The following is a 13,320-nucleotide window of genomic DNA, read 5'->3' as shown; positions in this document are numbered from 1 at the left end:
ACGACGTTATCAGATCAGGCTCTCAGACGAGGGGATCAGCTTAGGATTGAGGCAGTTTTCATAATACTGCTGGATGTCGGCAAGCCGGTTGCGCGAGCGCTGGTAGCGGCGCAGGGCCATAAAGCCGTTCCAGAAAATGGCGGCAAGCATCGCGGTCATCAGCAGAGAGGTGCCGATGTAGCGCCATAAGCCTGCGCTATCCGGCATCCGGTGCAGGCCGATATGGCGAGTGCCGTTGGCATCGGTGTAGATGCTTGTGACAATCCCTTCGGCGCTGAACGGCGTTTGCATCAGCATCTGCGCCAGGCGCTGGAACTGGCTCCACTGCTCCTGCGCCGGGTAGTCATAAAGCGCAACCTGCGGGTAAGGCTGATCGACCAGGTCGCTGCCTTCATCGCTGACAATCACAAATCCGCCCGGTGCCGGGCTGTTCAGCGCCTGAGCCGCTCGGGTGGTCTCGCGCATCATGAACGGCGAGGTCGAGGTGGCGACCAGGTTATCCAGCGATTCAGCGCTTACCGGACGCAGCAGCACGTTAACGCCATCCAGTCGTCCCGCTTCGGCGCGTTTCACCAGCGAGTCCCAGTCCTTACTGTTACCCAGGTTTACCAGGGCATTTTTAAGACGTATGCACTCATCCTGAGAGGAGCATAAATCCTGCGTTTTCAGGACGATGTCACCAAAATCATCCAGCAGAACCATGCCTGATTTCTGAATGGCCGAGCGCAGCGCAGGGCTGACGCGCGAATCATCGTCCGGTTTCGGGTGCAGCTGGCGGTTCACCGTCTGGGTCAGCGCCGTGGCCTTATTCACCACTTCGGATTCCGGCAGCGGCAGCGGCGGCGCGTCGTTCCAGATAATTTGCGAACAATCGAACGGCATGAAAGGCGAGTTCTGGCGGGTATTCCACGCCCCCGGGGTGTGAATATTACACATCCCGGTCCCCTTCAGGCGCAGCGTGTCCCCCACTCGTACACCGGCTTCATCCAGCTTGCTGACGCTGCTCGCTTCAATGGTTTGCGCGCCTTTGATCCACGACAGGGTGAATTTGATGGGCATATCCAGCGGCACGAAGAGCAGCAGCATAACTAAGACCAGCGCGGCGCCGCCGGCAATGACCGCGCTGCGCAGCCAGTGCTGAAGCGGGAAGTTTTTCACTTCGTCATGCAGAGACAGGAAGCGCCCCTGACGCACAACGTGGCGGTCAAGGTAGATATCAATATCGGTTTTCAGCCCTAGGTCCTGCGCAATCCACGGCTGCCAGTGGCGCGGGTAGATTAGGTCGATAATACCGAGTGAAATATTGTTGAGATGTTCCTGATCGTTTTCACCGAACAGGCCCCAGCGCTTTGGCGTACCGCGCAGGCAGTGGATCTCTCGCAACGAGGTTTTGGCCGGTGGGGCAAAGAGCCCCCACAGCCCTGCTGCCAGCAGCAGCACCGCGCCTCCCGCCAGCCAGGGGACAAACACATCCGGCGTGAGCAGGCAGATAAAAAAGAGCAGGAAGGCCGCGACGATCAGAATGGCTTCACGGATGCCGTCCGGGCGGCTCAGGGCGTACTCTTCATGCGTCTCCTGGCGAATATTCAGCAGTTCGATCTGCTCAGTCTCTTCGCCACGAATGGATGCCTGCGTTGAACTCGCGCGCTCCAGCGCAAAACGCGGGGCTTCCTGAAGGTATTCATTCAGCGTATGGCCGTTAAGCGAGATAACCAGGGGCAACGAATCGGTGTGGATCAGCTCAACGCTGTTCTCGTCATTTATGTACTGCTCCCAGGACGGGGGCAGATGCACTTCGACGGAATCCAGGTAATAGCGCCATTTGTTGGGGTCATCAGTGGTGATGCCATAACGCGTGATGGAGCGCGTCACGCAGAGCACGGTATCACTTTGCGCGTTAAGCTTTAGCGCGACGGGCGCAGCGGTAGCTCCCGTCGGCCCAGGCGTTAGCTGAGAACGGTTCAGGATTTCGAGATAGTTTTCAACTGCATCGCGCTCGTCTTGCGTGAGTTTACGCGTGCTCGCACCCGCAAATGCATTTAAAAAGGGCAGACGATAACGGCGCTGTACGCGGCGCCTGTACAACCACCCTGCAACCAATGCGCTGGCCAGCATAGCAGCGAGAACAATCAAAATGGTGCTCATGCTTTCCCCATCTTACTTATCTTACAGGTGTAGTCAGTAGCACCTTTACATTGAATGAGAGTCTGTGGTTGGCTATCGGCAAGTATGGAGTCGAACTTGAGCATTCTGAAGCGCATCCCAGTGACCGGTGATGATAGCAAAGCCTGTTATGGCGCGATATCAGCAAATTCCTGGAAACATTTCAACCTCTTGACATTTGTTTTGAATTGAGGATTGATCCCTGATACGTTGCATAAATGTAAATAAAGAACGATTGACATTGCCGAAACCGTGCGGCATATCGCACAATAACGCCAGTTCTCACTGCTAAGACCCATCACGATGAGCAAACCACTACAAAAACCCACCATTCTAAATGTTGAAACTGTCGCCAAATCGCGCCTGTTTAATGTCGAAAGTGTGGATCTGGAGTTCAGCAACGGTGTGCGTCGCGTTTATGAACGTATGCGCCCCTCTTCGCGCGAAGCGGTGATGATCATTCCCATTATCGACGATCATCTGATTTTGATCCGCGAATACGCTGTGGGAACGGAATCTTACGAGCTTGGTTTCTCGAAAGGGCTTATCGACCCGGGTGAAACCGTCTTCGAAGCGGCAAACCGCGAGCTGAAAGAAGAGGTCGGATTCGGGGCGAATGAGCTTTCATTCCTGAAAAAGCTGAGCATGGCGCCGTCCTATTTTTCCAGCAAAATGAATATCGTGGTGGCCGAAGATCTCTATCCTGAATCGCTCGAAGGGGATGAGCCGGAGCCGCTGCCGCAGGTTCGCTGGCCGCTAGCGCACCTGATGGATCTGCTGGAAGACCCTGACTTTAATGAGGCTCGCAACGTGAGCGCGCTGTTCCTGGTCCGGGAGTGGCTGAAGGGGCAGGGGCGACTGTAGGCCATAAAAAAAGCCGGGTGGCGGCTTCGCCTTACCCGGCCTACGATTATTTGCCCGGTTTTTACCGGGCATTTTTATGCTTAAAACAGCTCGTGCGTTTCGCCGTTATCAATAATCTCTGTACCCACCTCATGCACCGCCTGCGTGGTTGGCTGCGTGCCCTCGATGAAATACTCTGCGCGACTATTACCGCCGTTGGCGAGCTGGCCCGTGCTGCGGTCGATATTGACCGTCACCACGCCTGGCGGTGGCGTCAACGGCTGCTCCGGCACGCCTTCAAGGACGGACTTCATGTAGGCGTCCCAGGCCGGCTGCGCGCTCTTCGCTCCGCCTTCGTAGCCGGAAATCTGATCCTTAATCGCGCCGGAGGCCGTTGTACGACCTAAGTCACGGCGGTGATCGTCGAAACCGATCCAGACCGATGTCACCACGCCCGGCCCGTAACCGGAGAACCACGCATCTTTCGAACTGTTGGTTGTCCCCGTTTTACCGCCGATGTCATGGCGCTGCAAATCACGCCCTGCACGCCAGCCTGTACCCTGCCAGCCCGGTTCACCGAAGATGTTGGTGTTCAGCGCGCTTTTGATCAGGAACGACAGCGGCGTGTTGATCACATGCGGGGCATACTCCGGCGCACCGGTCTGTGCTACCAGAGACTGGTTAGCCTGCTCGAGCTGCGGCTGCGGCACGACGCCGTTCTGCTGCTCCTGAGACACGGCAGGATCTTCCATGTCCTTGTTTTCAAGCACCTCGGATTTCGGCGTATTGCCATAAATGACCGGAATATCGCAGTCAGGACAGGCAATCTTCGGCTTCGCTTCGAACAGTACGCCGCCCTGGTCGTTCTCGATCTTGCTGATGAAGTACGGGTCAATCAGGAAGCCGCCGTTGGCCATCACCGAGTAACCGCGTGCGACCTGAAGCGGCGTAAAGGAGGCGGAGCCTAACGCCAGCGACTCGGTGCGAACGATATTCTGCGCCGGGAAACCGAAGCGCTGCAGATACTCTGCGGCATAGTCGACGCCCATCGCGCGCATGGCGCGCACCATCACCACGTTTTTCGACTGCCCCAGCCCCTGACGGAGACGAATAGGACCGGCATACTCCGCAGGGGAGTTCTTCGGCTGCCAGTCGGAACCGGCACCGGCATCCCAGCGGGAGATTGGCACGTCGTTCAGGATGCTGGCGAGGGTCAAGCCCTTATCCATCGCTGCCGTGTAGAGGAACGGTTTGATATTGGAACCAACCTGACGCAGCGCCTGGGTGGCGCGGTTAAATTTGCTCTGGTTGAAATCAAACCCGCCGACCAGGGCCAGAACGGCACCGTTCTGCGGGTTGATAGAGACCAGGGCCGAGTTGACGTCCGGCACCTGGGCCAGCCACCAGGATTCGCCTACCTTGCGCACCCAGATTTGCTGCCCGGTTTGCACCGCATCGGTCACTTTACGCGGCGTTGCGCCCTGCAGCGTATCCGAGCGGTACGGACGCGCCCAGCGGATACCGTCCATACGCAGCGAGACGGAAGTACCGTCCGCGAGCGTCGCAACGGCTTCCTGAGGATCGGCCTGCGTCACCACGGCAGGAAGGAGCGGACCATAGGTTGGCAGCGCCTTCAGCGTACTGGTGATTTTTTTGCTGTCCCACGCGCTTTCGCCCACTTTCCAGAGCACGTTTGACGGGCCGCGATAGCCGTGACGCATATCGTAGTCCATCACGTTGTTGCGCACCGCTTCCTGAGCCGCCTGCTGGACTTTGCGGGTGACGGTGGTGTACACGCGATAGCCATCTTCATAGGCCTTGTCACCATAGCGATTCACCATCTCCTGGCGAACCATTTCGGTCAGGTAAGGAGAAGCGAAGGCGATCTCAGGGGCGTGGTAGTTAGCGTCAATCACATCGTTACGCGCCTGGTCGTACTCGCTCTGGCTGATGTAGCCTTCGCTCAGCATACGTGACAAGACGACGTTACGACGCGCGGTGGCGCGATCGAGCGAGTAGAGCGGGTTAAACGTGGACGGCGCTTTCGGCAGACCGGCAATGGTTGCCATTTCGCTTAAGGTGAGTTGCTCAACAGGCTTACCGAAGTACACCTGCGCGGCAGCCCCCACGCCATAGGCGCGGTAGCCCAGGTAGATTTTGTTGAGGTACAGCTCAAGGATTTCGTCTTTGCTCAGCAGCTGCTCAATACGGATCGCAAGGAACACCTCTTTGATCTTACGTATCAGCGTCTTTTCGGGGCTGAGGAAGAAGTTACGCGCCAGTTGCTGCGTAATGGTACTCGCCCCCTGAGAGGCGTGACCAGAGAACAGCGCAATGCTCGCGGCACGGAAAATCCCCACCGGATCGACACCGTGGTGCTCGTAAAAACGGCTGTCCTCCGTGGCGATAAAGGCTTTCACCATCACGGGAGGGATTTGGTTTAAGGTCAGCGGAATACGACGCTTCTCGCCATACTGCGCCATGAGCTCGCCATCGGCGCTATAGACCTGCATCGGGATCTGGAGTCGTACATCGCGAAGCGTGGCGACATCAGGTAGCTGTGGCTCAATATATTTGTACAAACCGTAAATCGAGCCTGCTCCCAGCAGAATGCAACAGACTGCAAGGATGAATAAATACTTTACGAACTTCACCGGAGATTTCCCATTTGGTTTCACTTGGGCAGTTTCTAAACAATCGCGCGGTAGTATAAAGGCAAGCCTGATTCATTGATATAGCCGTCAAGGTGACGGGCGATAAGGAGATCGTGAAGCATGGCTTTCAAAACATGGCAAACGGGCGTTCATATTCAACAGGATAGGGTGCTGATCGTCGCGTTGGCCCGGGAGAAGTCCGGCTGGTGCCTGCGCCGCTGGTGGGCGATTCCTCTGGCCGAAGGCATCATTCGTGACGGCAAAATTTGTCAGCCAGAACAGCTGGTTGATGCGTTACGCGACTGGCGGAAAACGCTGCCGCACTACCACCGGGCGTTCCTCTCTTTCCCGGCAGCGCGCACCCTGCAGCGGTCGCTTCCCCGCCCGACCGTTGCGCTGCGCGACAGCGAGCAGCTCTCATGGCTTGGCGCGGCGCTCGCGCGCGAACTGGAGATGTCTGCCGATACGCTCTGTTTCGATTACGCGCAGGACACCTTCAGCAATACCTTTCACGTCACTGCCGCGCAAAACAGCGAGGTCGACACCCTTCTGGCGCTAGCGAAAACGCTGCGTTTGCGGCTGGTGGCCATTACGCCGGATGCCAGCGCGCTGGCGAATCTTCTTCCTGCGGTGGCACCCGCGACGTGCATCGCCTGGCGGGACGATCGGCAGTGGCTGTGGGCGATGCGCCACCAGTGGGGACGCCGCTTTACCACAGAAGCCGAAAGCGTGGCCGAGCTGGCGGCGCTGCTGGCGCTTGGACCGGATGACATCGCGCTGTTTGATAACCGACGTGACCCGTGGGAAATCCTGGAACGCTGCCATGCCCCGCTACCGGACTGCGGCGCAGATTATACCGTTGCGCTGGCGCTGGCCATGAGCGAGGTGCCCGGATGAGCATCATGAACTTTCTGCCCTGGCGACAGCAGCGGCGCGCGCGATGCCTGCGTTTCTGGGGCGCAATGGGTGTCGGCACCGTGCTGTTGATGTTCATGGTCATGTTCGGTCTGCGGATGAACCCTCTTATGAGGCTGCACGCGCTGCAAACGGAACTCACGGGAATGCAGACCGTGCAGCATGCGCTTCTCTCCCGGCAGAAACTCGCCTCACAGGCGCAGATGCCAGCGCAGACACTTCAGCGACGCGCATGGCAGCCGGTGCTGGAGTCGCTTTCCCGCGCCATTCCGGCACAGGTCTGGCTGACAGAGCTGCGCTATCAGCCGCCTGCGCTGATGCTGAGCGGGTATGCCCTAACCCTGCCGGCCCTCTCCGCCCTGCGGGATGCGCTTGGCCAAATCGCGGATTTTACGCCCGGGACGACGGGTGAGCTTCGGCAGGACAGCCAGGGGCGCTGGATGTTCACCCTTCATCTTAAAAGCGAGGGTTAACGCGTGGATACTCTGTTAGAACGCTGGTGCGAAAGCAGTCCCTGGTATCGGGTGCTCTTCTGGTGCCTGGGGAGTCTCCTGGCCGGACTGGCAGCGTGGGGCACCTTGCTCAGACCCCTAGACAGGCAGTGTGCTGAACGACAGCGCCAGCTGATTCAGGACGCGAGAGCTAACGCAGCGTTATGGCCTGCCGTCAGAAAGATGCCGTTTCGTCCGGAAGCACCGGAATCACGGGAGCTGATATCTTTTTCCCCGCTCGATTTTCAGGGCGATAACGCGACGCTGGTTCACTGGAAGCCGTTGCAGAACGGAGGCGAACTGATGCTGGAGATTGAGTGGCAGGCGCTTCCGGCGCTTTTTTCCCGGCTGGCGCAGCGGGATGTGCAGATCGCCGCTTTTGCGATTTCGCCACAGGGTACAGCGTTGCGCCTGCGGCTGGAGCTGGAACATGCGAAATAGCGCGCGATATTTGCTGGTTTGCTCAGCGCTGCTATTGACCGGCATGCGCGATCCGTTTCGCCCGCCGGACGATCCCTGCGCCATTGGCGAGCTGGCGCAGTGGCACTATCGCGGCATGGTGGGAGGACAGCAGGCTATCGGCATTTTACAGGATGGGCAAAAGCGCTGGCACCGGCTGAAAACGCATGAGCGCTTCCCGACAGGCTGGACGATAACAGCCATCAATGAAACGGAACTGGTTGTTGATGTGGGTGACACATGTGAACCAGGAAAATGGACGTGGCAACGAGAAGGAACGGATAAGAATGAATTTACGGATAATGCTGTGGCTGCTGGCGTTCAGCCATCCGCTGTGGGCCGCCGCGCCAAAACCGGTCACGCTGGTGGTGGATGATGTGCCTGTAGTCCAGGTGCTTCAGAGCCTGGCCGCGCAGGAGAGCCGTAATCTGGTGATATCGCCCGATGTCGGCGGCACGCTTTCGCTTAACCTGACGCGCGTGCCCTGGCGGCAGGCGTTACAGACGGTTGTCACCAGCGCTGGCCTGGTTTTGCGAGAGGAAGGCGGCATTTTTTACGTGCATACCGCGGCCTGGCAGCGTGAACAGCAGGAACGCTCAGAGCAGGAGCGGGCGCGTCGACAGCTTGATGCGCCGCTGGTGTCTCACAGTATCCCGTTTTCCTATGCCGATGCCGGAGAGCTGCAAAAAGCCGCGGAAAAACTCCTTAGCCCAAAGGGGAGTTTATCTGTCGACAAACGCACCAACCGCCTGCTGATTAGGGATAACCAGACGGTGGTGGAGACGCTGCAGCGCTGGGCCGCTCAGATGGATATTCCCGTCGAACAGGTCGAGCTGGCGGCGCATATTGTGACCATGAATGAAAAAAGCCTGCGTGAGCTGGGAGTGAAGTGGAATCTCACCGACGCCACCGACGCGGGCAAGGTTGGTCAGCTCACCACGCTTGGCAGCGATCTTTCCGTCGCCAGCGCCACCAGCCACGTGGGTTTTAACATCGGGCGGATCAATGGTCGGCTGCTGGATCTGGAGCTCTCTGCGCTGGAGCAAAAACAGCAGGTCGATATCATCGCCAGCCCGCGGCTGCTGGCCTCGCATATGCAGCCGGCCAGCATCAAGCAGGGGAGTGAAATTCCATATCAGGTCTCAAGCGGTGAAAGCGGCGCCACCTCCGTTGAGTTTAAAGAGGCGGTATTAGGGATGGAGGTCACACCGGTGGTGTTACCGGGAGGGCGCGTGCGCCTGAAATTGCACATCAGCGAAAATATGCCGGGACAGGTTCTGCAGCAGGCGGACGGCGAAACGTTGGCGATCGACAAACAGGAGATAGAAACCCAGGTAGAGGTAAAAAGTGGAGAAACGCTGGCGTTAGGCGGAATTTTTTCGCAGAAGAACAAAACCGGTAGTGACAGCGTCCCGGGGCTGGGAAACATCCCCTGGCTTGGGCAGCTTTTTCGCCACGATGGGAAGGATAATGAACGGCGCGAGTTAGTGGTGTTTATTACGCCACGTCTGGTCGGTATTCGCTGACGGGTAACGATCCCCGCAATGATTTTGCATTCAGTTTGTTGCAGATGTTTGACGTGGGGCATGAATTAGCATACAAGGAGTACCGATTTGAGTTGGACTTACGTCTTATTACCTTATGCGCCCGACGCGGTGATTTAATCAGTTGCCAAACAAGCCGGAGTATTGAGATAATTTTTAGTCTGACTCTCGCTCTATTGCATATGAGGTTTCAGTTCATGTCCTGCTACGCTGAGTGTCTGCGAAGCGGGGATTACCATTAACGAATAGTCTTAGTAGTACCGATAAAATGGCAGAGAAACGCAATATCTTTCTGGTTGGGCCTATGGGTGCCGGCAAAAGCACTATTGGGCGTCAGTTAGCTCAACAACTCAATATGGAATTTTACGATTCTGATCAAGAGATTGAGAAACGAACCGGAGCTGATGTGGGCTGGGTTTTCGACGTAGAAGGCGAAGAAGGTTTCCGTGACCGAGAAGAAAAAGTGATCAACGAACTCACGGAAAAGCAGGGCATCGTTCTGGCAACAGGCGGCGGCTCTGTGAAATCTCGCGAAACCCGCAACCGTCTCTCCGCCCGTGGCGTAGTGGTCTATCTTGAGACGACCATCGAGAAACAGCTGGCACGTACGCAGCGCGATAAAAAGCGCCCGCTGCTGCAGGTTGAAACGCCACCACGCGAAGTTCTGGAAGCGTTGGCCGATGAACGCAATCCGCTGTATGAAGAGATTGCCGATGTGACCATTCGTACTGACGACCAGAGCGCTAAAGTGGTTGCAAACCAGATTATTCATATGCTGGAAAGCAACTGATTCTGGCTTTATATACACTCGCCTGCGGGTAAAAGCATTAAAGGTGGATGTCGCGTCATGGAGAGGATTACAGTTACTCTCGGGGAACGTAGTTACCCTATCACCATCGCGGCTGGTTTGTTTAACGACCCAGCTTCCTTTTTACCACTGAAAGCGGGTGATCAGGCGATGCTGGTCACCAATGAGACGCTGGCTCCGCTTTATCTCGACCGCGTACGCCACCTGCTTGAGCAGGCGGGCGTAAAAGTCGACAGTGTGATTCTCCCCGATGGCGAGCAGTATAAAAGCCTGACGGTACTGGATACCGTCTTTACCGCATTGCTGCAAAAACCGCACGGTCGCGATACAACACTGCTTGCCCTGGGCGGCGGTGTTGTGGGCGATCTGACCGGCTTTGCGGCCGCAAGCTATCAACGTGGCGTCCGTTTTATTCAAATCCCGACCACGTTGCTGTCCCAGGTCGACTCCTCTGTGGGTGGCAAAACGGCAGTCAACCATCCGCTCGGCAAAAACATGATTGGCGCGTTCTACCAGCCCGCATCGGTGGTGGTGGATCTCGACTGTCTGAAAACCCTGCCGAAGCGCGAACTGGCTTCTGGTCTGGCGGAAGTGATCAAATACGGCATTATTCTGGATGGCGAGTTCTTTAACTGGCTTGAAGAGAATATGGATGCGCTGCTGTGCCTGGATGAGGCTAAACTGGCATACTGCATCCGTCGTTGTTGTGAGCTGAAAGCAGAAGTTGTCGCCGCAGACGAGCGTGAAACGGGCTTACGTGCTTTACTGAATCTTGGGCATACGTTTGGTCACGCGATTGAAGCCGAAATGGGTTACGGTAACTGGCTGCACGGTGAAGCCGTCGCGGCCGGAATGGTAATGGCTGCCCGTACTTCAGAACGTCTCGGGCAGTTCACACCGGAAGAGACGGCACGCATCATTGCGCTGCTTGAGCGTGCAGGTTTGCCGGTGACCGGACCGCAGGAGATGTCGGCGCAAGCGTATTTACCCCACATGATGCGCGATAAAAAAGTATTGGCAGGCGAGATGCGTCTTGTACTCCCGCTTGCAATAGGGAAGAGTGAAGTGCGCGGCGGAGTGCCGCACGATGTCGTTCTTGGCGCTATCGCTGATTGTCAGCAGGCGTAACAACTAGAAAGGTCAGGCCACTGTCGCCGGTGGTCGTTTAGCTTCAGGTGAAATGCAAAGTCGTTAGCATAAGCCTTTGAGTGGGGTGTTAAATGGATGAATTCAAACCAGAAGACGAGCTGAAACCCGATCCCAGCGATCGTCGTACTGGTCGTTCTCGTCAATCTTCAGAACGTGATAACGAGCCGCAGATCAACTTTGACGATGTTGATCTGGATGCAGACGATCGTCGCCCTTCGCGCAGCCGCAACGCGCACGAAGAGCGAGCAGAAGAGGATTATGAGTCCGAAGAAGATTCAATGGACGAACAGCCTGTAGAGCGTCGCCCGCGTAAACGTAAAAAAGCCGCTGCGCCTAAACCGGCGTCCCGCCAGTACATTATGATGGGCCTTGGCGTTCTGGTGCTTGTGCTGCTGATTGTCGGCATTGGCTCCGCGCTTAAAGCACCGTCAACGAACTCAACCGAGCAAACTGCTTCCGCTGAGAAGAGCATCAACCTGTCCGGTAACGATGCGACCAATCAGGCGAATGGCGCACAGCCTGCACCGGGTGCGACTTCCGCAGAGCAGACCGCAGGTAACACCACCGCGCCGCAGGATGTTTCTCTGCCTCCCGTTTCTTCAACCCCTGCTCAGGGTCAGGCACCTGCTACGCCTGAAGGCCAGCAGCGCGTAGAAGTTCAGGGTGACCTGAACAATGCGCTGACGCAGCCGCAGAACCAGCAGCAGGTTGATAACGTCGTGGTTAACTCCACGCTGCCAACCGAGCCGGCAACCGTTGCCCCGATTCGCGGTGGTAATGCTCAGCCGCAAACGGCTGCGACGGAAACCAAACCGCGCCAGACGCAAACTGCGACACGTCCTGAACGTAAGCAGGCGGTGATTGAGCCTAAGCGTGAAACCAAACCTCAGGCAGTCGTCAAAGCGCCTGAAGTGAAATCCGTACCGGCACAGCCGAAACACACCGAAACGGCTGCGGCGAGCGAGCCTGCTAAAGCGCCAGTCACGCAGACTGCGCCGAAAGCAACGGCGACCACAACGGCACCGGCTGCCACAGCTGCGCCTGCAGCAACAGCTCCAGCAGCCACGGCAACAGCCTCCAGCAGCGCCGCAGGCAAAACGGCAGGTAACGTTGGTTCGCTGAAGTCTGCGCCATCCAGCAACTACACGCTGCAGCTGAGCAGTTCGTCTAACTATGACAACCTCAACAGCTGGGCGAAGAAATCAAATCTGAAAAACTACGTTGTTTATCAGACGACCCGTAACGGTCAACCGTGGTACGTGCTGGTCAGCGGTGTTTATACGTCTAAAGATGAAGCGAAACGTGCCGTGGCGGCACTGCCAGCGGATGTTCAGGCGAAAAATCCGTGGGCTAAGCCGATTCATCAGGTTCAGGCCGATCTGAAGTAATGTTTAAAGCGCAGGATGCTGTCGGAGCTTTCTCCACAGCCGGAGAAGGTGTAATCAGTTAGTCAGCATGAAAAAAAATCGCGCTTTTCTGAAATGGGCAGGGGGGAAATACCCCCTGCTCGATGATATTAAAAAGCACCTGCCTAAAGGCGAGTGTCTTATCGAGCCTTTCGTGGGCGCAGGATCGGTGTTCCTCAACACCGATTTTTCTCGTTATATCCTGGCGGATATCAACAACGACCTTATCAGCCTCTATAACATCGTTAAGCTGCGTACCGAAGAGTATGTCGCAGAGGCGCGCAAGCTGTTTACGCCGGAGAATAATCACCCGGACGTTTACTACCAGTTCCGCACTGAGTTTAATCAGAGTCAGGATCCGTTCCGCAGAGCGCTGCTGTTCCTCTATCTCAACCGACACGGTTACAACGGCCTGTGCCGGTATAACCTGCGTGGGGAGTTTAACGTGCCGTTTGGTCGCTATAAACGCCCGTATTTTCCGCAGGACGAGCTGTATCACTTTGCCGAAAAAGCGCAGAACGCAGAGTTTCATTGCCTCTCTTATGAAGAGTGTATGGAACTGGCAGGCGTAAACTCGGTGGTTTACTGTGACCCGCCTTACGCACCTCTGTCTGCAACGGCGAATTTCACCGCTTATCACACCAACAGCTTCAGCCCGGCCGAACAGGCTCGTCTGGCTGAGATGGCGGAAAAGCTGGTCAGCAAAAGAATTCCGGTGTTAATTTCGAATCACGATACCCCTGATACGCGCGAATGGTACAAAGCCGCGAAGCATTTTCAGGTCAAAGTGCGGCGTAGCATTAGCAGCAACGGCGGCACACGTAAAAAGGTGGACGAACTTCTGGCTCTTTATCGCCCCTGAGCCGTTTTGCCCGCCGGTAAACACAT

Annotated in this window: 12 protein-coding genes; 10 read left to right on the top strand and 2 right to left on the bottom strand. The window is 56.7% G+C overall.

Annotation, left to right across the window (positions count from 1 at the left end; translation table 11 throughout):
• Nucleotides 1-9 precede the first annotated feature (9 nt).
• Nucleotides 10-2,145 (bottom strand): intracellular growth attenuator family protein, encoded by a 2,136-nt coding sequence (locus tag AC2TE5_RS21260; RefSeq protein ID WP_484612313.1) that lies wholly within the window; start codon nt 2,143-2,145, stop codon nt 10-12.
• A gap of 321 nt (nt 2,146-2,466) precedes the next feature.
• Here AC2TE5_RS21260 and nudE point away from each other — a divergent pair, with 321 nt between their 5' ends.
• Nucleotides 2,467-3,027, top strand: a complete 561-nt coding sequence (gene nudE / locus AC2TE5_RS21255) for an ADP compounds hydrolase NudE (protein WP_023333707.1) — start codon at nt 2,467-2,469, stop codon at nt 3,025-3,027.
• A gap of 80 nt (nt 3,028-3,107) precedes the next feature.
• On the opposite strand, the gene mrcA is transcribed toward nudE, so the two are convergent.
• Nucleotides 3,108-5,660 carry a peptidoglycan glycosyltransferase/peptidoglycan DD-transpeptidase MrcA gene (gene mrcA / locus AC2TE5_RS21250; RefSeq protein WP_213329118.1) on the bottom strand — a complete coding sequence of 851 codons (2,553 nt, stop codon included), beginning with the start codon at nt 5,658-5,660 and terminating at the stop codon, nt 3,108-3,110.
• Between the two features lie 120 nt (nt 5,661-5,780).
• Between mrcA and AC2TE5_RS21245 the strand changes: the two genes are divergently transcribed.
• From AC2TE5_RS21245 to dam, 9 genes are all read left to right on the top strand, one after another.
• Nucleotides 5,781-6,557, top strand: coding sequence for a DNA utilization protein HofM (locus AC2TE5_RS21245; RefSeq protein ID WP_484612312.1), 777 nt, complete (start codon nt 5,781-5,783; stop codon nt 6,555-6,557).
• Entirely contained in the window at nt 6,554-7,048 is a 495-nt protein-coding gene (locus tag AC2TE5_RS21240) for a PilN domain-containing protein (protein WP_484612311.1), read from the top strand. The genes AC2TE5_RS21245 and AC2TE5_RS21240 overlap by 4 nt, the downstream gene beginning before the upstream one ends.
• 3 nt (nt 7,049-7,051) lie before the next feature.
• Nucleotides 7,052-7,507, top strand: coding sequence for a HofO family protein (locus AC2TE5_RS21235; protein WP_484612310.1), 456 nt, complete (start codon nt 7,052-7,054; stop codon nt 7,505-7,507).
• Nucleotides 7,497-7,901, top strand: a complete 405-nt coding sequence (locus tag AC2TE5_RS21230; protein WP_484612309.1) for a HofP DNA utilization family protein — start codon at nt 7,497-7,499, stop codon at nt 7,899-7,901. The genes AC2TE5_RS21235 and AC2TE5_RS21230 overlap by 11 nt, the downstream gene beginning before the upstream one ends.
• On the top strand, nt 7,828-9,051 hold the full coding sequence (hofQ, locus tag AC2TE5_RS21225; RefSeq protein WP_484613371.1) for a DNA uptake porin HofQ: 1,224 nt from the start codon (nt 7,828-7,830) through the stop codon (nt 9,049-9,051). The genes AC2TE5_RS21230 and hofQ overlap by 74 nt, the downstream gene beginning before the upstream one ends.
• A 286-nt stretch (nt 9,052-9,337) precedes the next feature.
• Nucleotides 9,338-9,859 (top strand): shikimate kinase AroK, encoded by a 522-nt coding sequence (gene aroK, locus AC2TE5_RS21220; protein WP_003861630.1) that lies wholly within the window; start codon nt 9,338-9,340, stop codon nt 9,857-9,859.
• Between the two features lie 57 nt (nt 9,860-9,916).
• Nucleotides 9,917-11,005, top strand: coding sequence for a 3-dehydroquinate synthase (aroB, locus tag AC2TE5_RS21215; protein ID WP_121426116.1), 1,089 nt, complete (start codon nt 9,917-9,919; stop codon nt 11,003-11,005).
• Nucleotides 11,006-11,097: 92 nt separating this feature from the next.
• The gene (damX, locus tag AC2TE5_RS21210) at nt 11,098-12,414 is read left to right on the top strand and encodes a cell division protein DamX (protein ID WP_484612308.1); all 1,317 of its coding nucleotides are present in this window, start codon (nt 11,098-11,100) and stop codon (nt 12,412-12,414) included.
• 67 nt (nt 12,415-12,481) lie between these two features.
• A complete protein-coding gene (gene dam / locus AC2TE5_RS21205; protein ID WP_023309480.1) occupies nt 12,482-13,294 on the top strand; it encodes an adenine-specific DNA-methyltransferase in 813 nt (270 codons plus the stop codon).
• The last annotated feature ends 26 nt before the right edge of the window (nt 13,295-13,320 follow it).

It is taken from the genome of Enterobacter sp. N5-15, assembly GCF_057221635.1.
The sequence above is the reverse complement of the archived record's forward strand: the minus strand, read 5'-3'. Positions and strand labels throughout refer to the sequence as shown.